At 70.2% G+C, this 19,600-nt stretch carries 20 protein-coding genes and 1 pseudogene; 18 read left to right on the forward strand and 3 right to left on the reverse strand.

The window, feature by feature from the left end:
- Positions 1–292 precede the first annotated feature (292 nt).
- From AC3EO7_RS20140 to AC3EO7_RS20215, 16 genes are all read left to right on the forward strand, one after another.
- The gene (locus tag AC3EO7_RS20140) at positions 293–2,632 is read left to right on the forward strand and encodes a Tex family protein (protein ID WP_435592159.1); all 2,340 of its coding nucleotides are present in this window, start codon (positions 293–295) and stop codon (positions 2,630–2,632) included.
- Between the two features lie 34 nt (positions 2,633–2,666).
- Entirely contained in the window at positions 2,667–3,548 is an 882-nt protein-coding gene (locus AC3EO7_RS20145; RefSeq protein WP_435592067.1) for a hypothetical protein, read from the forward strand.
- 253 nt (positions 3,549–3,801) lie between these two features.
- Entirely contained in the window at positions 3,802–4,143 is a 342-nt protein-coding gene (rplS, locus tag AC3EO7_RS20150) for a 50S ribosomal protein L19 (protein ID WP_357400359.1), read from the forward strand.
- Between the two features lie 83 nt (positions 4,144–4,226).
- A complete protein-coding gene (gene lepB, locus AC3EO7_RS20155; protein ID WP_431969481.1) occupies positions 4,227–5,000 on the forward strand; it encodes a signal peptidase I in 774 nt (257 codons plus the stop codon).
- A gap of 57 nt (positions 5,001–5,057) precedes the next feature.
- Entirely contained in the window at positions 5,058–5,813 is a 756-nt protein-coding gene (locus AC3EO7_RS20160) for a ribonuclease HII (RefSeq protein ID WP_435592068.1), read from the forward strand.
- A gap of 124 nt (positions 5,814–5,937) precedes the next feature.
- Entirely contained in the window at positions 5,938–6,243 is a 306-nt protein-coding gene (locus AC3EO7_RS20165; protein WP_011210678.1) for a DUF2469 domain-containing protein, read from the forward strand.
- A 171-nt stretch (positions 6,244–6,414) separates the two neighbouring features.
- Positions 6,415–6,771, forward strand: coding sequence for a YraN family protein (locus AC3EO7_RS20170; protein ID WP_435592069.1), 357 nt, complete (start codon positions 6,415–6,417; stop codon positions 6,769–6,771).
- Positions 6,771–8,279 carry a YifB family Mg chelatase-like AAA ATPase gene (locus AC3EO7_RS20175; protein ID WP_431969479.1) on the forward strand — a complete coding sequence of 503 codons (1,509 nt, stop codon included), beginning with the start codon at positions 6,771–6,773 and terminating at the stop codon, positions 8,277–8,279. The genes AC3EO7_RS20170 and AC3EO7_RS20175 overlap by 1 nt, the downstream gene beginning before the upstream one ends.
- A gap of 119 nt (positions 8,280–8,398) precedes the next feature.
- On the forward strand, positions 8,399–9,538 hold the full coding sequence (gene dprA / locus AC3EO7_RS20180; protein WP_435592160.1) for a DNA-processing protein DprA: 1,140 nt from the start codon (positions 8,399–8,401) through the stop codon (positions 9,536–9,538).
- An 87-nt stretch (positions 9,539–9,625) separates the two neighbouring features.
- On the forward strand, positions 9,626–10,549 hold the full coding sequence (locus AC3EO7_RS20185) for a tyrosine recombinase XerC (protein ID WP_431969478.1): 924 nt from the start codon (positions 9,626–9,628) through the stop codon (positions 10,547–10,549).
- A gap of 73 nt (positions 10,550–10,622) precedes the next feature.
- A complete protein-coding gene (locus AC3EO7_RS20190) occupies positions 10,623–11,378 on the forward strand; it encodes an acetoacetate decarboxylase family protein (RefSeq protein WP_435592070.1) in 756 nt (251 codons plus the stop codon).
- 226 nt (positions 11,379–11,604) lie between these two features.
- Positions 11,605–11,970 carry a YidH family protein gene (locus AC3EO7_RS20195; protein WP_431969476.1) on the forward strand — a complete coding sequence of 122 codons (366 nt, stop codon included), beginning with the start codon at positions 11,605–11,607 and terminating at the stop codon, positions 11,968–11,970.
- Positions 11,967–12,281 (forward strand): DUF202 domain-containing protein, encoded by a 315-nt coding sequence (locus AC3EO7_RS20200; protein ID WP_435592071.1) that lies wholly within the window; start codon positions 11,967–11,969, stop codon positions 12,279–12,281. The genes AC3EO7_RS20195 and AC3EO7_RS20200 overlap by 4 nt, the downstream gene beginning before the upstream one ends.
- 46 nt (positions 12,282–12,327) lie before the next feature.
- Positions 12,328–14,229, forward strand: coding sequence for an alkyl/aryl-sulfatase (locus AC3EO7_RS20205; protein WP_435592072.1), 1,902 nt, complete (start codon positions 12,328–12,330; stop codon positions 14,227–14,229).
- A gap of 54 nt (positions 14,230–14,283) precedes the next feature.
- On the forward strand, positions 14,284–14,655 hold the full coding sequence (locus AC3EO7_RS20210) for a GatB/YqeY domain-containing protein (RefSeq protein ID WP_431969473.1): 372 nt from the start codon (positions 14,284–14,286) through the stop codon (positions 14,653–14,655).
- 71 nt (positions 14,656–14,726) lie between these two features.
- Complete coding sequence (locus tag AC3EO7_RS20215) at positions 14,727–15,425, forward strand: GAF and ANTAR domain-containing protein (protein ID WP_435592073.1); 699 nt, start codon at positions 14,727–14,729, stop codon at positions 15,423–15,425.
- Positions 15,426–15,429: 4 nt separating this feature from the next.
- Here AC3EO7_RS20215 and AC3EO7_RS20220 read toward each other — a convergent pair whose 3' ends face one another.
- Positions 15,430–16,158, reverse strand: coding sequence for a GAF and ANTAR domain-containing protein (locus AC3EO7_RS20220; RefSeq protein ID WP_435592074.1), 729 nt, complete (start codon positions 16,156–16,158; stop codon positions 15,430–15,432).
- Between the two features lie 242 nt (positions 16,159–16,400).
- On the opposite strand from AC3EO7_RS20220, the gene AC3EO7_RS20225 reads away from it, so the two are divergent.
- Complete coding sequence (locus tag AC3EO7_RS20225; RefSeq protein WP_431969470.1) at positions 16,401–17,102, forward strand: GAF and ANTAR domain-containing protein; 702 nt, start codon at positions 16,401–16,403, stop codon at positions 17,100–17,102.
- 195 nt (positions 17,103–17,297) lie between these two features.
- The gene (locus tag AC3EO7_RS20230) at positions 17,298–17,897 is read left to right on the forward strand and encodes a sigma-70 family RNA polymerase sigma factor (protein ID WP_431969469.1); all 600 of its coding nucleotides are present in this window, start codon (positions 17,298–17,300) and stop codon (positions 17,895–17,897) included.
- Between the two features lie 197 nt (positions 17,898–18,094).
- Here the strand turns inward: AC3EO7_RS20230 and AC3EO7_RS20235 are convergent, their stop codons facing one another.
- On the reverse strand, positions 18,095–18,616 hold the full coding sequence (locus AC3EO7_RS20235; RefSeq protein ID WP_431969468.1) for a DUF1990 domain-containing protein: 522 nt from the start codon (positions 18,614–18,616) through the stop codon (positions 18,095–18,097).
- A 175-nt stretch (positions 18,617–18,791) separates the two neighbouring features.
- A pseudogene (locus AC3EO7_RS20240) lies at positions 18,792–19,313 on the reverse strand (M23 family metallopeptidase); the annotation flags it as partial.
- Positions 19,314–19,600: the final 287 nt, after the last annotated feature.

Consider the following 19,600-nt stretch of genomic DNA (forward strand, 5'->3'; position numbering starts at 1 on the left):
GAGTCCGCCGAGGTGACAACTGTTCTGGGCATCCCCAAGGCGACAACTGATCTCGCACGGGCCGGGTAACTCACCGGCTACGCCCAAACTCGCCCCCGTCCCCGACCTCCGGTCCGGTACGAAACTCCCGAGGCACTTACGACCGGCCTGAGACGCGGAGAGGCGGGCCTGCCAGCTAGTGTTGCGGGTCGTGACGACAGCGCCCGAGATCGCCAGTCCAGATCCGAACAGCACCGACACGACCGCCGCCGCACCGACCGCCGCCGCACCGACCGGCGCCGCCCCGGCCAGCGTGGGCAGGCGGCTCGCCGACGAACTCGGGGTGCGCGAGAGTCAGGTCCGCGCCGCGGTCGAGCTGCTCGACGCGGGGTCGACCGTGCCGTTCATCGCGCGGTACCGCAAGGAAGCGACCGACGGGCTGGACGACGCCCAGTTGCGCCAGCTCGACGAGCGGCTGTCCTACCTGCGCGAACTCGACGAGCGTCGGGGCGCGATCATCGAATCCATCCGTGGCCAGGGCAAACTCGACGACGCGCTGCTCGAGCAGCTGATGCTGGCCGAGACCAAGGCCCGCCTGGAGGACATCTATCTGCCGTACAAGCCGAAGCGGCGCACCAAGGCGCAGATCGCGCGCGAGGCGGGTCACGAGCCGGTGGCCGACGCGCTGATCGGCGATCCGTCCACCGACCCAGCCCAGTACGCCGCCGAGCAGCTCGACGGCGCCCGCGCGATCCTGGTCGAGCGGTTCGCCGAGGACGCGGATCTGGTGGGCGAGTTGCGCGAGCTGATGTGGAATCGCGGCCAGATCACTTCGAAGGTGCGCCCCGGCAAGGAGGAGGCCGGCGCGAAGTTCGCCGACTACTTCGAGTTCGACGAGCCCTTCCACAAGCTGCCCTCGCACCGCGTGCTCGCGCTGTTGCGCGGCGAGAAGGAGGACGTGCTCAGCCTGCACCTGGAGCCGGACACAGAAGAGCCGGAGCCGGGGGAGCGCACTGTTTACGAAGGCCGGATCGCGGTGCGTTTCGGCATCGCCGACCGTGGCCGCCCCGCCGATTCCTGGTTGCTGGACACGGTCCGCTGGGCGTGGCGCACCAAGCTTCAGGTCAGCCTCGGCATCGACATCCGGATGCGGCTGCGCCAGGCCGCGGAGAAGGACGCGGTCGACGTGTTCGCCGCCAACCTGCGCGATCTGCTGCTGGCCGCGCCCGCGGGCACGCGGACCACGATGGGCTTGGACCCGGGCTACCGCACCGGTGTGAAGGTCGCGGTCGTGGACGCCACCGGCAAAGTCGTCGCCACCGAGGTGATCTACCCGCACAAGCCGCAGGGGCAGACGGAGAAGTCTCTCGCGGTGCTCGGCGCGCTGGTCGCGCGATTCGGCGTCGAGCTCATCGCGATCGGCAACGGCACCGCGTCGCGCGAGACCGACGCTCTGGCCGCCGAGCTGATTTCACGCATCGCCGCAACGTCGGAGAACGGGGCGAACAAGCCGACCAAGATCGTGGTCTCGGAGGCGGGCGCCTCGGTGTACTCGGCCTCCGCTTACGCCTCCCAGGAACTGCCGGACATGGACGTGTCGCTGCGCGGCGCGGTGTCGATCGCGCGCCGCCTCCAGGATCCGCTCGCGGAACTGGTGAAGATCGACCCGAAGTCCATCGGCGTCGGGCAGTACCAGCACGACGTCTCCGAGACGCTGCTCGCCCGTTCGCTCGGCGCGGTGGTCGAGGACGCGGTGAACGCGGTCGGCGTCGACGTCAACACCGCTTCGGTGCCGCTGCTCTCCCGGGTCTCGGGCATCGCGTCCTCGGTGGCGGAAAGCATTGTGGCGCACCGGGACCAGCACGGTCCGTTCCGCAGCCGCACCGCGCTGCGCGACGTGCCCCGGCTCGGTCCGAAGGCGTTCGAACAGTGCGCGGGCTTCCTGCGCATCCGCGGTGGCGAGGACCCGCTGGACACTTCCGCGGTGCACCCAGAGGCCTATCCGGTGGTCCGGCGCATCCTGGAATCCACCGGGCGCGGGGTGGCCGAGCTGATCGGCAACACCGCGGTGCTGCGCGCGTTGCGGGCCGCGGAGTTCACCGACGAGACGTTCGGCGTCCCGACCGTCACCGACATCATCAGCGAACTCGAGAAGCCGGGTCGCGACCCGCGCCCCGAGTTCAAGACCGCCGAGTTCGCCGCGGGCGTCGAGAAGGTCGCCGACCTGAAGCCGGGCATGGTGCTCGAAGGCGTGGTGACCAATGTCGCGGCGTTCGGCGCGTTCGTCGACGTGGGCGTGCACCAGGACGGTCTGGTGCACGTCTCGGCCATGTCGCACACCTTCGTCAAGGATCCGCGCGAAGTCGTGAAGTCCGGTGACGTGGTGAAGGTGAAGGTGCTCGAGGTCGACGTCGCCCGTCAGCGGATCGGGCTCTCGCTGCGCCTGGACGACGAGCCGGGCGCGCCCGCGAAGACCGAGCGCGGCGGAAATCGCGGCCAGGGCGGCGGGCGGCAGGGCGAAGACGGCAAGCAGCGGCAGAATGGTCGAGGACGGCAGCAGCAAGGCCGCGGTCAGGGTAATCAGCGGCGCAATGCCCCCGCGCCGAGCGGTTCCATGGCCGACGCGCTGCGCCGGGCCGGTTTCGGCCAGTAGACCTCAGCGCGGGGGCGGAGGGATGTAGGCGGCCATGCGACGGTGGCTCGAAGAAGACGTGATCGCGCAGGGCCGCCTACCCCTGCTGTTCTTCCTCTTCGGCTTCATCATCGGGTTCCTGTTCATCCGGGTCAGCGTCCGGATGATCAGGGCCAAGGTGCGCTGGTGGCCGGGCAATCTGCGCGCCGGGTCGGTGCACGTCCACCACATGGTGTTCGGCGTGATCCTGGTGCTCGGGTCCGGGCTCGGCTTGGTCGCCGTCTTCGAAGACGGGAGCAATGCCGCCGGAGCCGCGCTGTCGGCGGCGTTCGGCGTCGGCGCCGCCCTGGTGCTGGACGAGTTCGCGCTGATCTACTACCTGCGCGATGTGTACTGGGAGGAGCAGGGCCGCACCTCGGTGGACGCGGTGTTCGTCGCGCTGGCGGTGACCGGGCTGCTGTTGCTCGGCTTCCATCCGTTGTCGCTGCTGGAGATCAACGACTTCCGCGCTTCCGTCGGCACCGGCGCGCGGATCGTGGTGACCGTGTTCGCCATCGTGAATCTGATGCTCGCCGCGATCGTCATCGCCAAGGGCAAGATCTGGACCGGCCTGTTCGGTATGTTCTTCCCGCCGCTGCTCATGGTCGGCGCGCTGCGGCTGAGCAGGCCGAGCGCGCCGTGGGCGCGGTGGCGCTACGCCGAACGGCAGCGGCTGATGTCCCGGGCGATCGTGCGGGAACGTCGGTATCGCAGGCCGGTCATCCGGGCCAAGATCTTCGTGCAGGACCTGGTCGCGGGCAAACCGAGTGTCGAGCACGTCCGCACCGCGACGGAGGCTGAGCTGGCCAGGACCGTGATGGCGGCGCCCCCTGCGCCGCATCGGGAGCACCACCACCACCTGCCGTGGGCGGCCGAGCACGCCGAGGAGCACTTTTGATCGGCGTTGGTGCTCGATAGCGGGGCTCACCGGCCGGGCGGCCGTTTGTGCCCGCAGGTCTCGTTCGGTCGGCCGGACAGCGACCCGATCCTGCGGGCCCGATTTTCGGCGAGGCCCTCTCGTCTGGCACAATGCACAGGTTGCCCTGGGTGCATGTCGACCCCGGGAGCATCCCTTAATTCGGAGCATGAACCGGTCGAGCACGTCCGTGCCGCCAGGGTCCTCTGTTCGCGCGAACTCCAGAAGGATGGAAATGAACACCCTTGACTTCGTCGACGAAAAGTCGCTGCGCAGCGACGTCCCCGACTTCCGTCCGGGCGACACCCTCAATGTGCACGTGAAGGTCATCGAAGGCTCGAAGGAGCGCATCCAGGTCTTCAAGGGCGTCGTGATCCGTCGCCAGGGCGGTGGCATCCGTGAGACCTTCACCGTCCGCAAGGTGTCGTTCGGTGTCGGCGTGGAGCGCACCTTCCCGGTGCACAGCCCCAACATCGACCACATCGACGTCTTGACCCGCGGTGACGTCCGCCGGGCGAAGCTGTACTACCTGCGCGACCTGCGCGGTAAGGCGGCCAAGATCAAGGAGAAGCGCTGAGCGCTTCGCCGTGACCCGGCACAAATGATCTTCACTGGCCCGGCACCGGACGCGAGTCATGGTGCCGGGCTAGTCTGTTCCGCGTGGCAGACGAAAGTGGGTCGGTGTCGGTGTCCGGATCGGGCGACGAGGGGGCGGGACGCCGCGGCAGGCGGCAGGCGAAGAAGGCGAAGAAGCAGCGTCCGTTCTGGCAGGAGCTTCCGGTCCTCATCGTGATCGCGGCCGTCATCGCCGCACTGATGGTCAGCTTCGTCGGGCGGCCGTACGTGATCCCCTCCCAGTCGATGGAGGAGACCCTCCAGATCGGCGATCGCATCTACGTGCAGAAGGTCAGCTACTACGGCAGCGACCCGCAACCCGGTGATGTGGTGGTCTTCGTCGGACCGTCCTCCTGGAACACCCGCTACCAGTCGATCCGCTCGGACAACGCGGTGGTGCGCGGGGTGCAGAACTTCTTCTCCTTCTTCGGGCTCGTGCCGCCCGACGAGAACGATCTGGTCAAGCGGGTCATCGCGGTCGGCGGCCAGACCGTGCAGTGCTGCGACGCGCAGGGCAGGGTCATGGTGGACGGCAAACCACTGGACGAGCCGTACGTCGAGAACGACTACCGCTGGCTGCCCGGCCAGCAGAACGCCACCTATCCCGCGGGCCGCGTGTTCGGTCCGGTGAAGGTTCCGGAGGGGCACCTGTGGGTGATGGGCGACAACCGCAACCAGTCCGCGGACTCCCGCGCCCACGTCGGCGACGAACTGCAAGGCACCGTCCCCATCGACAACGTGCGCGGCAAGGCCGTCATGAAGATCTGGCCGCCGAACCGGATGGGTCTCATCCGTTCTCAGGACCCTCAGACGAACTGAGGCGCGCGGCCGCAGGATAATTGGACGGTGGGGCAGGCCGGAGCAATGGGTAACCGAATGACGGCGAGCAACGGGTGGCCGCCGCGCGTGGTGATGCGCAAGGCGGGCGGCCTTCGCACGCTGGAGGCGGCGCTGATCCGCAGCGGGCTCGGCCCGGTGGCCGGCGTGGACGAGGCCGGTCGTGGCCCGTGCGCCGGACCCTTGGTCGTGGCGGCCTGCCTGCTCGCTCCCAAGGCCTACGACAGACTCGCGGGCCTCGACGACTCCAAGAAGCTCACCGAGGCCACCCGCGAGCAGCTGTATCCGGTCATCACCCGGCTGGCGTTGTCCTGGAAGGTCGTGGTGGTCCCGGCCTGGGAGATCGACTCCATCGGTATCCACGTGGCCAATATCGAGGGCATGCGCCGCGCCGTGGCGGGCCTCGGGCACACTCCTGGCTACGTGCTCACCGACGGGTTCCGCGTCCCGGGCATTCCGGTGCCGTCGCTCCCTGTGATCGGCGGCGACGCCGCGGCGGCCTGTATCGCGGCGGCCAGCATCCTGGCCAAGGTGACCAGGGATCGGATCATGGTGGAGATGGATCAGCGATTCCCCGGTTACGGATTCGCGGCGCACAAGGGCTACAACACGCCCGAACACACCGCAGCGCTCAACGCCCTCGGTCCGTGCAGCGAGCACCGGCGATCGTGGCGCAATGTGCGCGAGACGGCGGGATTACGGCCACTCGATCCGGTCGTCGAATACGCCGGCGCGGTGCTGGCAGACGGCCTCGAGGACGGCCGGGTAGCTACCGATGCCGCCCATGCGGGATGATTGAGCAGAGACGACCAGGCGGTGTGAGCGTCAGGCCACGAGGCAGGAGCGCGGGGTAACCACGCAGGCCACGCGAACGCCGCCGATACGATGCAGTGCGGCGAGAAGGAGGACGTCCCACCCGATGAGTGCCGAGGACCTCGAGAAGTACGAAACCGAGATGGAGCTCTCGCTGTATCGCGAGTACAAGGACATCGTCGGCCAGTTCTCGTACGTGGTGGAGACCGAGCGCCGCTTCTACCTCGCCAATTCCGTGGAGCTGCGCCCGCAGAACGCCGACGGTGAGGTGTATTTCGAGGTGCGCATGAGCGACGCCTGGGTGTGGGACATGTACCGGCCCGCGCGCTTCGTCAAGCACGTCCGGGTGATCACCTTCAAGGACGTCAACATCGAGGAGCTGGAGAAGCCCGACCTGCGGCTTCCCGAGTAAGCCCGCGGCTCGACCCGCTGTCGGCGCCCGTTAGCACACCGCGCCGACAGAGCGGCCCGGCGACGAGCGCCGCGACGGCGTGTCGTCCACAGCGAAGGCGTCGTCCACAGGGCTGGTATCGGCCCAGGTCGTCGCGGCAGGGCCGCGGCGCGGTGCGGTCACGATCGTCGGGTGGCAGACAAACAGGCGCTCGGCGCGTACGGGGAAGAGCTGGCGGCACGGTTCCTGCAAGACGCGGGCATGGAGATCGTGGTTCGCAACTGGCGGTGTCGGTACGGCGAACTCGATCTGATCGCGCGTGACTCCGACACCACCGCTTTCGTCGAGGTGAAGACCCGCAGCGGCCTCGGCTTCGGCACGCCGGCCGAGGCCGTCACCTTCGTCAAGCAACAGCGGATACGGCGGCTGGCGCTGCTCTGGCTGGCCGAGCAGGACGGCCCGTGGCGGCGAGTCCGCTTCGATGTGATCTCGGTGCTGCTCGCGCCCGGCGGACGCCCGGTGATCGACCACCTCGAGGCGGTCTTCTGATGGCGCTCGGGCGTGCCCATTCGGTCGCGGTCGCGGGCGTGGACGGGCAGTTGGTCGAGATCGAGGCCGACATCGGCCAGGGCCTGCCCTCGGTGCATCTGGTCGGACTGCCCGACACCGCGCTCTCGGAATCCCGCGACCGGGTCCGCTCCGCGGTGGCGAATTCGGGAGAGAAGTGGCCGGACGGACGGGTGATTCTCGCGTTGTCGCCCGCGACCCTGCCCAAGATCGGCAGCGTCTACGACCTGGCGCTCGCGATTTCGGTACTGGACGCGGCGGGCGCGGTGCCCTCGGAGCGGCTGGCGAAGACGGTGCTGCTCGGCGAGCTCGCACTGGACGGGCGGGTGCGCCGGGTGCGCGGCATCCTGCCCGCGGTGATCACCGCGCGCAACGCGGGCTGGTCGACGGTGGTGGTGCCCGAATGCGCCATGGCCGAGGCGGGTTTGGTGGAGGGCGTCGAGGTCTTCGGCGCGGCCAGCCTGCGCGCCGTGATCGCCTGGCTGCGCGGGGAGGGCGCGCTGCCTGAGCCGAACGGTGAGTTGCCCGACACGGCGCGTTCCTGCGGCGATCTCAGCGAGGTGGTCGGTCAGGACGAGGCTCGATGGGCGCTCGAGGTCGCCGCGGCGGGTGGGCATCATCTCCTGCTCACCGGGCCGCCCGGGATCGGCAAAACAATGTTGGCGCAACGTCTTCCTGGTCTGTTGCCGCCGCTGTCGGAAGCGGAGGCGCTGGAGGTGACGGCGATTCACTCGGTGGCGGGCGCGCTGTCCGGCGATCATCCACTCGTCACCGAGCCCCCGTTCGTCGCGCCGCACCACTCCACCTCGGCGACCGCGATGATCGGCGGTGGCTCGGGCTCGGCCCGTCCCGGCGCGGTGAGCCGCGCCCACCGCGGTGTGCTCTTTCTCGACGAATGCGCCGAGATCGGCGGAAAGGTACTCGAGGCGCTGCGAACACCGTTGGAGGAGGGCGAGGTTCGCATCGCCCGCCGCGACGGGGTGGCGCGGTATCCGGCGCGCTTCCAGCTCGTCTTGGCGGCCAATCCGTGCCCTTGCGCGCCCGCCCGCGACGTGGACTGCATCTGCGCGCCCCTCGCGCGCCGCCGCTACCTCGGCAAGCTGTCGGGTCCCCTGATGGACCGGATCGACATCTGGGTGCAGATGCACGGCCAGTCCGGTGCGACGTTCAGCGCCGACGCCGCCGAGAGCAGCGCGGTGGTGCGCGAACGCGTCGCCGCCGCCAGGAAGGCCGCGCTGCACCGCTGGCGGGAGGACGGCTGGCTCACCAATGCCGAGGTGCCGGGACACGCACTGCGCCAGCGGTTCCGGCTGCCGCGCGAATCCGTCGCTCCGGTCGAGGCGGCCCTGCGCATGGGCCGCATGTCCGCCAGGGGCGCCGACCGCGCCATTCGTGTTGCCTGGACGGTGTCCGATCTGCGCGGGGCCGACGTTCCGAGCGCCCAAGACGTCATGCTCGCGCTCAACTTCCGCCAGCGGGGTGTGCAGTGAACGAGCTGCGTGGAAAGGACGAGTGTGTCGTGGAGATCGGGGTTCGAGACCGTTTCGATCGCAGTGATTCGCGACAGTCGCCGGGCACGGCGGCGCGGGCGCCGAGCGGTGTGGGTGCGGTGGATGCGGACGAGCGGCGGCTGGCTTGGGTGTATCTGTCGCGGGTCGTCCAAGGGCCGTGTGCGGCGCTGTCCGCGTTGATCGAATCGGTTGGGGTGGTGGAGGCCGCGCGGGCGGTGCGGGAATGCGATCTGCCGGAGTCGCTGCGCGGGCCGACGCGGCGGCGACGCAAGATCGACTCGGCGGCACGCGATCTGACGGTCATCGAGCGGATCGGCGGCCGCGTGGTGACACCCGACGACCCCGAGTGGCCCGCGTGGCGGCTGCTCGGACTGAGTCAGCTCGAAGCGGGGCGCGATCCGGACGGCGCGACGCCGCTGGTGCTCTGGGTGCGGGGACCGCGCTCGCTGCTGGAGTCGAGCGAACGGGCGTTGGCCGTGGTCGGGTCGCGGTGCAGCACGGGATACGGCAATCGGGTCACGGCCGAGATCGCGGGAGAGCTGGCCGCGCAGGGCTGGACCATCGTGTCCGGCGCGGCGTTCGGCATCGACGCGATGGCGCACCGGGCGGCGCTGGCGGTCGGCGGGCCCACCATCGCGGTGCTCGCGTGCGGTGTGGATCGCCCGTACCCGGCCCAGCACGAACGGCTGCTGGCCGAGATCGCGGAGGTCGGTCTCGTGGTCAGCGAGTACCCGCCGGGCACGGTGGCGAGGAAGCATCATTTCCTGGCCCGCAATCGGCTGGTCGCTGCATTCGCCGACGGCGTGCTCGTCACCGAGGCCGGGCTGCGCAGCGGTGCGCGCAACACCGTGAAATGGGCGCGGCGACTGGGTCGTCCGGCCCTGGCGGTCCCCGGACCGGTCACCTCGGCGGCCTCGACAGGATGTCACCGGATGATCCGCGACGGTGAGGCGCTGCTGGTCACTCGCACCGAGGAAGTCGTCGACGAGGCCGGACCGCTGCGCCTGTCCCTGCCAGGCAGCGCGGGTCGGGTTCCGGACACCCCCGAGCAGCTCACCGGCGACGAGGCCGCCGTCTTCGCCGCGCTGCCCGCGATAGGCTCCCGCCTGCCCGACGAACTGACCAGGCACTGCGAACTCCCGCTGCCCGCGATCCGCGCGGCCCTCGTCGCGCTCGACCTGGCGGGATTGATCGGTCTCGACGAAAGCGGTTGGCACCGTATGCAGGTGAGACGATGAGGAGACTCGTGCGATGCGCGACACTCCTGGACGCGCGGCCCGGCGCGGGTCCTTGCCAACCGCCGCGTTCACGGCAACCGTGGTGGGGTGGAGGATTTGCCGGAGGACCTGGACGCGCTGCTGTCGGAATACGGGCGGCACCTGCGGCTCGGCCGCAACCGCTCGGCCCACACCGTGCGCGCCTACCTCGGCGACGCCCGGTCTCTGCTGGCCCACCTGTACGCCCGCTCCCCGGATTCCGCGATCCGGGAACTGGACCTGGCCTTGCTGCGCTCCTGGCTCGCGGAGCAGTCGGCGAACGGCGCGGCCCGCACGACGATGGCGCGGCGCGCGTCCTCGGCGCGCACGTTCACCGGCTGGCTCACCAAGACCGGCAGGCTCGAGGTCGACCCCGGCCTGCGGCTCGGTTCGCCCAAGGCGCACCGGACGCTACCCGCCGTGCTCGGCAGGCAGCAGGCGGTGGAGGCCATGGACGCGGCGGAATCCGGTGCGGCGCAGCACGATCCGATGGCGTTGCGGGACAGGTTGATCGTCGAGTTGCTGTATTCGACCGGGATCAGGGTGAGCGAACTCTGCGGCCTGGACATCGACGACGTGGACCGGGAGCGGCATCTGGTGCGGGTGCTCGGCAAAGGGAACCGGGAGCGCTCCGTCCCGTTCGGCGCGCCCGCCGACCGTGCCGTCGCGGAGTGGCTGCACTACGGCCGTCCCGCGTTCGCGATCGCCGAATCGGGGCGCGCGCTGCTGCTCGGCAGGCGCGGTCGCCGTCTGGATCAGCGGCAGGCCAGGAGCGTGGTGCACGAGGTCGTTTCGGCGATCCCCGGCGCGCCCGATCTCGGCCCGCACGGACTGCGCCACAGCGCGGCCACCCACCTGCTCGAGGGTGGCGCGGATCTGCGCGTGGTGCAGGAAGTGCTCGGCCACGCCAGCATGGCCACCACCCAGCTGTACACGCACGTGTCCATCGAACGACTGAAGAAGGTGCACGACCAGGCGCACCCGCGCGCCTGAAGCGGCGGAAAGGCGCGACCTGGTAGGGAATCCGTGATACCTCTGTAACGAGTTCTAGTTGTGGAGGATTCGGATGCCGGAGAACGCGGGCGAGCCGACGACGAGCGCCCACACCGTGCTGGGCAGGCCGGTTCCGATGCCGGTGCGGATCCGGAGGGCGCGGGCGTTCATGGCGTCGTACCGCGTGCCCGCCGGTGTGGCGCAGGAAGTGATCGCCTACTCGGGTCTCCGGGTGATCCAGCTGCCGCGGGATCGCGCGCTGTGCACGCTGGTCTTCGTCGAGTACGTGGACGGCGACCTCGGTCCGTACCACGAGTTCGGCGTGGCCTTCATGGTCCGGCACCACACGGCGGCGGAGGTCGGCGGACTGGCCGACCTGCGGGCGTTGTCCGGTGGCACCGCGGGCGTGTTCATCCATCGGCTGCCGGTCGACGGCGAGTTCACCCTCGCCGCGGGCCGGGGGATCTGGGGATTTCCGAAGGAACTGGCCGATTTCGAGGTCGAGCACGAGGGCGCCCGCCGCGGCGTGCTGCGGATGGACGGCAAGCTGGTCGTCGATCTGACGGTGCGTCCGGGTCTGCGAACGCCGTCGCGTCGTGGCGCGGGCGGCGCGTACGACGCCTACGCGCACATCGACGGCGTCACGCGTCGCACGCCGTGGCGGATGGAGCAGTCGGGCATGCGCGCTCGCGTGGGCGGGGCCGAACTGATCCTCGGCGACCATCCGCTGGCCGCCGAATTGGCCGCGCTGGAACTGCCCACCCGCGCACCGCTGACCTCGACCGTGGATCGGCTCGCGATGATCTTCCACGACGCCGCGCCGGTGTGATTCCGGGTCGTCGCGGGCGTGTCGCACGCTTCAGCGAGGTTCGTGGACGACCGTTCGGTCTGCCGATACGCTGACGTTGCGGAACGTTTGCTTGCGGCACGAATCGGACCAGAGACGGAGTGGTGCCCGTGCACCCTGAACGAAGCGTGACCCCGGACGCTCTTCAGCGCCCGGCCGATTCGGTCGCGGCCGCGCTCGTTCCGCACTCGTTCCCCGGGGAGGTGGCGTGACACTGCCGGACGTCGGCGCGGAATCGGAGGACGGCGAGGAGAACGTCGACTATCGCTTCACGCTCGCCAACGAGCGGACCTTCCTGGCGTGGATGCGCACGTCGCTCGGCCTGCTCGCGGGCGGCGTCGCCGTGCACACCTTGGTGCAGCCGTTCCACATGGCCGGTCTGCGTAGGCTGCTCGCGGTCAGTTGCATCGTGCTCGCGGTCGTCGTCGCGCTCGGCGCCTACCTGCACTGGCGCCGGATCGGACGCGCGATGCGCCGCGGCGAGCCGCTGCCGCAGACGCTGTTGGTGCCGATCCTGTCCGTGGGCATCGGCGCCGTGTCGATCATGGCGTGCATCGCGGTGCTGCTGCGATGACGGCCAGGGACGCGGGTCTGGCCGCCGAGCGCACCGCGCTGGCGTGGCGCCGCACCGCCATCAGCGCCATGGTCGTCGCCGCGCTGTGCATCGATCACGTGGTGGGCTCCGGTTGGCGGGCGGCCGCGATCGCCCCCGCCGTCGCGGCGCTGACCATGATCGCGGTGGCGGTCGCGGGTTATCTGCGCAGCCGGTGGCTGCGCCACGGCCACCGCGGCAGACCCGACGGCGTCATCGCCGCGACGACGCTGGCGATCCTGTTCGCCGGCTGTGTCGCGGCCGCACTCGGTTTCACGGAACCACCAAGGTGATCCATTCCAGGACAGACGAGTTCGGCCGAGACGAAGGAGGAGGACGATGCCCGAAGTGACGGAGCCGACCGAGGTGATCGTCGCCGCGCACCAGCGCGCCGCGGCGATGCTGCCGTTCGCCGACGAGGCCGACCTGGCCGACTCCCAGCGCGGATTCGTCGCCGCGCTGGAGCCCGGCGTGGTCGCCCAGGACGACGAATCCGTGGTGTGGGACAACGACTCCTACGGTTTCCTGCGCGAGCCGTGCCCCGCGTCCGTCCATCCCAGCCTGTGGCGGCAGTCCGGGCTGGTCGCCGCGCAAGGACTGTACGAGGTGACCGACGGGATCTATCAGATCCGCGGCTTGGATCTGTCGAATATGACGCTGGTCGAAGGCGAGCGGGGCGTCATCGTGATCGATCCGCTGATCTCCGCCGAGACCGCGGCCGCGGGGCTGCGTTTGTATCGCGAGCACCGCGGCGAGCGCCTGGTCTCCGGGCTCATCTACACCCATTCGCATGTCGACCACTTCGGCGGCGCATTCGGGGTCGCGAGCGCGGAAGACGCCGCGGAGGGCCGCATTCCGGTCGTCGCGCCCGCCGGATTCCTGGAACACGCGGTGTCCGAGAACATCTTCGCGGGCACCGCGATGGCGCGCCGTGCGGCCTACATGTACGGCGCCGTGCTGCCGAGGGGTCCACTGGGCCAAGTGGGCGCCGGTCTCGGGCAGACCACCTCGCTCGGCACGGTCACCCTGATAGCGCCGACCGTGGACATCACCGACACCGGCCAGGAGATGACGATCGACGGCGTGCGGATCGTCTTCCAGGTCACGCCGGGCACCGAGGCGCCCGCCGAGATGAATTTCTACTTCCCCGATCGCCGCGCGCTGTGCATGGCCGAGAACGCCACCCACACCCTGCACAACATCGTGACCCTGCGCGGTGCGCTGGTCCGCGACCCGCACGTGTGGGCCCGGTACCTGACCGAGGCCATCAATCTGTTCGCGCGCGAGTCCGATGTCGTGTTCGCCTCGCATCATTGGCCGACCTGGGGCACCGAGCGCCTGGTGGAATACCTGGCGCTGCAACGTGATCTGTACGGATACCTGCACGATCAGACGTTGCGGATGCTGAACCAGGGGTACGTCGGCGCCGAGATCGCCGAGCAGCTGACGGTGCCGCCCGCGATCGAGAACGCCTGGCACGCGCGCGGGTACTACGGTTCGGTCAGCCACAACGTCAAGGCGATCTACCAGCGCTATCTCGGCTGGTTCGACGGAAATCCGGCCCACCTGTGGGCGCATCCGCCCGTCGAATCGGCCCGCCGCCACGTGGAATTCATGGGCGGCGCCGAGGAAGTGCTGCGCAAGGCGCGCGAGTCCTACGCCGAGGGAGACTTCCGCTGGGTCGCGCAGGTGGTCGACTACGTGGTGTTCGCCGAACCGGGCAACGAGGCGGCCAAGGACCTGCTCGCCTCGGCCTACGAGCAACTCGGCTACGGCGCCGAGAACGCGACGTGGCGCAACTTCTATCTCAGCGGAGCCTACGAACTGCGCTACGGCTCGTTCGGCACCCCGACCAAGGTCGACTCGATGGCCATGCTGACCGCGTTGACCGTCGAGCAGATCTTCGACGCCATGGCGCTGCGCGTGGACGGTCCGAAGGCGTGGGACATGCGGGTGATCACCGACTGGCACCTCACCGACGAAGGCCGCGTCTACCGGCTGGAACTGCGCAACGGCAGGCTGACCCACTACGACCGGCCCGAGGGTGTCGCGCTGCCCGCCGCGGACGCCGAATTCACCCTCACCAGGGCGACCATGATCCGAGTCCTGCTGCAGGGCGAGGACTTCGGGGTGGCCGCCGCCGCGGGTGACATCGCCATCGAGGGCGATCCGACCAAGCTCGCCGCCTTGGTCGGCGTGTTCGACGAACCGGACCCGGATTTCGCCATTGTGACGCCCTGAGCGACCGCGGGCCGGAAATCGCTCGACCCACGGCGGCCGGCCCGCGTACGGTCGATGCCCAGGTCCATCGAAACCGTCGACAGGTCCCTGCCGCTGCGCGAGCGATTGCGCGTCGCGCTGCCCGCCGCCGTGAAGGTGCGCGACCGCCACGTCGCCGCGGCGCTGCGCTCGGCGCTCGGCGCCATCGACAACGCCGAGGCCGTCGAGATCGGTGGCGCGCGAGCGGGCGCGATCGAGGAGAGCGCGGCCGGGCTCGGCGGCGCGGAGGTCGCGCGGCGGGAGCTGAGCGAGGCCGATATCGAGGGCATCGTCCGCGCCGAGATCGCCGAACGCCTGACGGCCGCGGCGAGCTACGACGAACTGGGACGTGTCGATCGCGGCGACATGCTGCGCGCGGAGGCGGACGCGCTCACCGCCGTGCTGTAGTCCGCCACACGCCAAGGGATTTCGCTATTCTGGCTGCTGCCGGTCGATTCCAGGCGGTTCATAGGATGGGCGTGGCGGAGTTCGAGTTACTCACCGAGAGATTCCTCTCGGCGCTGCGCCGAGGCGGGGGCGACCTCACGGCCGCTTGCCAGGCCGCCGTGCAGGTGCTCCCGGTGCAGCGGGCCGCCATCATGATCGATGAACGCGACGTGGGTGTGCAGCCGTGGTGCAGCAGCGACGAGATCGCCGCGCGAGTCGAGACGATGCAGGCGACGGTCGGGGAGGGGCCCGCGGTAGACGCGGTGGCCACCGGTGTGCCCGTCTCCGTCGTCGATCTGACCGAGAACTGCGGACGCTGGCCCGGTTTCGCCGCGGCGCTGGCCCGTGAACCGGTGTCCGGCGCGATGACGGCGATGCCGCTGCGGCTGGGGGCGGTGCGATTCGGCGCGCTGGATCTGTACCGGGTCAGCCCCGGTCACGTGGACGGGGGGGTGATCTCGGCCGGGCTGCACGTCGCCGACATCATCACCGCTCACCTGGTGTCTGCGCGGACCGGTTCCGCCGAGCACGCGGGGGAGTGGCTGCGCCAGCCGCTGACGAGCGCGTCGATCCACCAGGCCGCGGGCATGGTGATCGCCCAACGTGGTGTCGGCGCCGCGGACGCGTACGCCATGCTACGGACTTATGCCGTGCGCCAGGGGATTTCGCTGGCCGAGGCGGCCGAGCGGGTGCTCCGCAGGCGTGTCCGTTTCGACAACGGAGCCCGCTGACCCGCTACGCCCGGCGCTCGACGGGCGTGGCCAGCACGACCGCCGCGTCGACGCTGCCCGCCACCACGGCGCCCGCCAGTTCGGCCATCCGCAGTCCGCAGCGTCGCGCGTGAGCGCGCAGGCGACCGAACGCCTCGGTCATGTCCAGATCGCCGCGCTCGGCCAGCACACCCTTGGCCTGCTCGATGACCACCCGGTCCTGCAGTGCGACAGGGAGTCTGGCCTGCATCGGCTCGACCCTGGGCCGCAGCACGTGCTGCGCGATGCCGATGGCCGCGAGGTCGGCCAGGATCTGCCCGGATCGCACGGCGGACCGGTTCAGTGCGCTCGGCGCGGCGCCGAAGATGGTCAGGGCGCCGAGATTGTCCGTGCGCAGTCGCAGCGGCAGCGCGTAGGTCGACCGGTAGCCGTGTTCCAGTGCGTGCCTGGCGAATTCGGGCCAGACCAGGGTGGCGGCGGCGAGGTCGTCCACGATCGCCGGACTGCTGGTGCGATAGGCCTGCTTGGACGGCCCGTCGACCGTTTCGACGAGCCATCGCGCTCGCTCGTCGGTGGCGGCGAGCACCCGCAGCTCGCCGCGATGGTCGCCGAGGAACAAACCGGCCTCGGCGCCGCCGGTCAGTTCGGTACACGCGTCGACCAGTTGCTGGGATAGCTCCACTACGTCGAAATCGCTCGTCATCGTGCCGACGGACCGCACGAGCACGTCCAGCAGCGGCGCGTGTGCTCCCATGGTGGGTCTCCCTGAGTGATCGCAGTGACGGCTGAGTCAAGCGGAGTGGAGCCTCGCCTTCAATGTTTGCACCCGAATAGCGTTCGTGTCGACCGCACTTGCGGAGTCGTGCGCCGAATCGCCATGACAGTGGAGTGTTTCGGCGCGTCGCCCGCCGTCCATACCATGGAGTGTTGGGCAGGTGCGGTGCGGTATCTCCGAGGTGGACGCGCGACGTTCGCCGGCAACAGGGGTGGTTCGGTATGTCTGACAGTGAGCAGCTGGTCACGGCCTTGTCCGGGATCGTCGGGCTCCTGCCCGAACCCGGCGACGTAGTCGAACCGCTCCATCGGGTGATCGACAGCGCCACCGACGCACTCGACCTGGCGGGCTGCGCGGTGCTGCTCGTGGCTGGCGGACACTCCAGCGTCGTCACCGCCACACCCGCGGCGCTGGCGGACGTCGCGCTCAGCCAGCGCAGCAGCGAACGCGGACCGGCGGTCGACGCATTGCGCCACGGCGAACCGGTCGCCGTCGCCGATGTCCGCGAGCGACACGAGGCCTGGCCGGAATACACGAGTGTCGCTGTGCGCCACGGTGTTCGCGCCGTGGCGGAGATCCCGATGCGGTCCGGCGTGACGATGGTGGGCGCGCTGGGCATGTACGCCTACCACCCGCGCCAGTGGACCGAACCCGAACTGTCGGTGGGCGCGCTGCTGGCGAGCCTGGCCGCCGGGCACATTCTCACCGCCGAACGGCTGCGCGCTCAGCAGCGGCTGGCCGAACAGTTGCAGCACGCGCTGGACTCGCGGGTACTGGTGGAGCAGGCGAAAGGCGTGCTCGCCAACGCGCGCAACACGACGCCGCAGGCCGCCTACGAGCTGATCCGGGCGCACGCCCGGCGCCATCGGGTGAGCGTGCACGCGGTCGCGGGCGGCATCGTCGAGCTCGGTCTGCGAATCTGAGCCGGGCTCGGCCGCCGGTCCCGCGGGCCTGCCGACCGAGCCCGAAGCGGCAGCGCGAGTCCGAACCGACCGGTAGTCTGGCCACTGGCGGATATCCGAAACCCATGCCCCCGGACCGGAATCCGCGGTAGACGCCATCGTCCGTGTCCTCGACGGGTGGTCCATTCGTCAGCGTCCGCTGCCATCGGGGGCATCATGGTTTCGCCAGCTCTGTCTACTCGCACGTCCACCCACCATCGGATTCCGGACACCGTCACCAACGCCGAGTTGGTGCGCCGGATCGGCGTCGGCGATCGCGACGCCTACGCACTGCTCTATGCCCGAACGCGCCCGCTCGTCTTCGGACGGGTACTCGCGATCGTGCGCGATCACGACTACGCCGAGGAGACCTGTCACGACGTCTATCTCCAGGTCTGGCGCAGTGCAGCGGGTTTCGACGAGCGTCGCGGCTCGGTGACGACCTGGTTGTGCACGCTGGCGCACCGGCAGGCGGTGGACCGGGTGCGCCGGGAACGCGCCGCCACCGATCGCGATCAGGCCTGGGCCGCAGGAGATTACGGCCGACCCGCCGACAACGTCGCCGACGAGGTGCTGCGCCGCCACGAATACCGCTGTGTGCGAACAGGACTGGCTGCCCTGACGCCACTGCAGCGCGAATCGCTGCTGCTCGCCTACTATCACGACCTCACCTACCCGCAGGTCGCCGAGCGCCTCGGCGTAGGTCTCCCCGCCGTCAAATCCCGCATCCGCTCGGGACTGGCCCAGCTGGCGTCGGCGCTCGCGGCCGCGGTCTGAACCTCTAGGCCCCCGGCTCGATCGGGCCGGGGGTCCAGGCCCTGTCTCCAAGTCCCATCCGGCGCCTCCGCGGCCCAGATCGCCGCCTGGCCGCGTTGTCGTCGTCACCGAGACAACCCCGGTATCGGCTCTTCTCCTCCGCTTGCCAGGCGGCGATCCGATCCACGGATGCATCCGGCCGAACTTCGAGACAGGGCTTAGGCCTTCGTGGGCAGGGTGGCGAGGTAGCGGCCCGCGAAGAAGCGTTGCAGGAGCCGAACCAGTGGGCCGCCCAGTGCGGTGTACCAGGTCGCGGGTTGGGAGAAGGCGGTGACGACGCCGTGGACGGAGTCGTCGGCGGGGTCGTACTCCACCGAGAACAGTTCCTCGCCGACCTCCGGGTGTCCGGGCAGCGTGCCGTAGGCGAAACCGCGCCGGTTCTCGTCCTCGTCGAGCACGTACACCACGCGGCAGGGCGCCACGAGGGCGAGCGGGCCGATCCCGAGTCGCACGGTGAGCAGGGTGCCCGGTTCGGCGGTCGGCGTGCTCGCCCGATCGAAGATGCCGACGCCCTTCTGCATCCGATAGGCGAGGATCTCCGCGCCCGCCCGCTCGAACAGCTCTCTGCCGTTGCCGAGGCGGCGCTGCAACCGGAAGTGGTAGTAGCCCTCCGGGAGTTCGCCCCTGGTGGCGCCGATCTCGCGATACGTGAACCAGGGACCGTCGAGCGCATTCTCCATCTCTCGATCATCGTCCGGTTCCGTGCGGCACGGAAGCCGACCCGCGCGGCGTGCGCTCCCGCCGAGTCGCACCGCCCGCGCTGCCGCCCGGCGTTGGGATACCGATCGTGGCAACGCTCGCACCGGGACGCGATCGGCAGTCGTTCGCGACCGCGCCGGCCTTTCCTGCGATGGGGCCCACCGGCTCGAGGCGCAGCGGTGCGACGTGCAGCAATCCGAGCGGATCGAGGTATTCGGGCCGCCCGCGCCGCCCGGCCTCCCGGCGCAGACCCCAGTGCAGACAGGCGGGAGCCGCGCACTCCGGGTGCCCCTTCTCCAACGTTCCGATCGGAGTGCCTCGCGCGACGCGCGCCCCGACCGAGACCCGCGTTTCCACCGGCTCGTACGTCGTCCGCAGGCCGCCGGGATGGTCGATCGACACGACCGGTTTGCCCGCCACCGTCCCGGCGAACACCACGATCCCCGCTCCCGCGGCCAGCACCGTTTGCCCGGGCGATCCGGCCAGATCGACGCCGCGATGGCCGGGCAGCCAGTCCTGCGCGGGCCGTTCGAACCGCCGCTCCACCCAGGGCCGAGGCCGCAGCGGCCACCCGAACTCGCCGCTCGGCGCTGCCGCCGCCGTCGCGGTCGAGAGTGCGAGCAGCGCCGCGGCAACGGCGAAAAGCGCCGCTTTCCTCCTGAACAGCGCCACCTTCATGGCTCCGCCGACGCCCGGTTCACGCCCGCTGCCACCGTGCCTGATGGGCCGAGCCGCTCGGGAGGACCGGACGGCCCGGCACGATCGACGTCCGCGTATCCGACACTCGCGGCGGCATCGGCGCGAGCTCGAGGAGCGGCAGATCCGGCGCTCGATGCGGCGGGCATGCCGACCCTGAACAGGCCATGTCGGGATCGGACCGAAACCGCGGGTGCGGCACGCGCAGCGGCATCGGTGCGGGCCGGAGGAGCGGCAGTTCCCGCGCTCGATGCGGCGGGCATGCCGAC

The organism is Nocardia sp. bgisy118 (genome assembly GCF_057708605.1).

Excerpts from the sequence above, each read along its gene's own strand:
- AC3EO7_RS20235 (WP_431969468.1), bottom strand. The coding sequence starts at position 18,616 with ATGGAGAATGCGCTCGACGGTCCCTGGTTCACGTATCGCGAGATCGGC.
- AC3EO7_RS20200 (WP_435592071.1), top strand. The coding sequence starts at position 11,967 with ATGACGGCCAGGGACGCGGGTCTGGCCGCCGAGCGCACCGCGCTGGCG.
- AC3EO7_RS20145 (WP_435592067.1), top strand. The coding sequence starts at position 2,667 with ATGCGACGGTGGCTCGAAGAAGACGTGATCGCGCAGGGCCGCCTACCC.
- AC3EO7_RS20210 (WP_431969473.1), top strand. The coding sequence starts at position 14,284 with ATGCCCAGGTCCATCGAAACCGTCGACAGGTCCCTGCCGCTGCGCGAG.
- AC3EO7_RS20175 (WP_431969479.1), top strand. The coding sequence starts at position 6,771 with ATGGCGCTCGGGCGTGCCCATTCGGTCGCGGTCGCGGGCGTGGACGGG.
- AC3EO7_RS20160 (WP_435592068.1), top strand. The coding sequence starts at position 5,058 with ATGACGGCGAGCAACGGGTGGCCGCCGCGCGTGGTGATGCGCAAGGCG.
- rplS (WP_357400359.1), top strand. The coding sequence starts at position 3,802 with ATGAACACCCTTGACTTCGTCGACGAAAAGTCGCTGCGCAGCGACGTC.
- AC3EO7_RS20225 (WP_431969470.1), top strand. The coding sequence starts at position 16,401 with ATGTCTGACAGTGAGCAGCTGGTCACGGCCTTGTCCGGGATCGTCGGG.
- AC3EO7_RS20165 (WP_011210678.1), top strand. The coding sequence starts at position 5,938 with ATGAGTGCCGAGGACCTCGAGAAGTACGAAACCGAGATGGAGCTCTCG.
- AC3EO7_RS20205 (WP_435592072.1), top strand. The coding sequence starts at position 12,328 with ATGCCCGAAGTGACGGAGCCGACCGAGGTGATCGTCGCCGCGCACCAG.
- AC3EO7_RS20230 (WP_431969469.1), top strand. The coding sequence starts at position 17,298 with ATGGTTTCGCCAGCTCTGTCTACTCGCACGTCCACCCACCATCGGATT.
- AC3EO7_RS20220 (WP_435592074.1), bottom strand. The coding sequence starts at position 16,158 with ATGGGAGCACACGCGCCGCTGCTGGACGTGCTCGTGCGGTCCGTCGGC.
- AC3EO7_RS20190 (WP_435592070.1), top strand. The coding sequence starts at position 10,623 with ATGCCGGAGAACGCGGGCGAGCCGACGACGAGCGCCCACACCGTGCTG.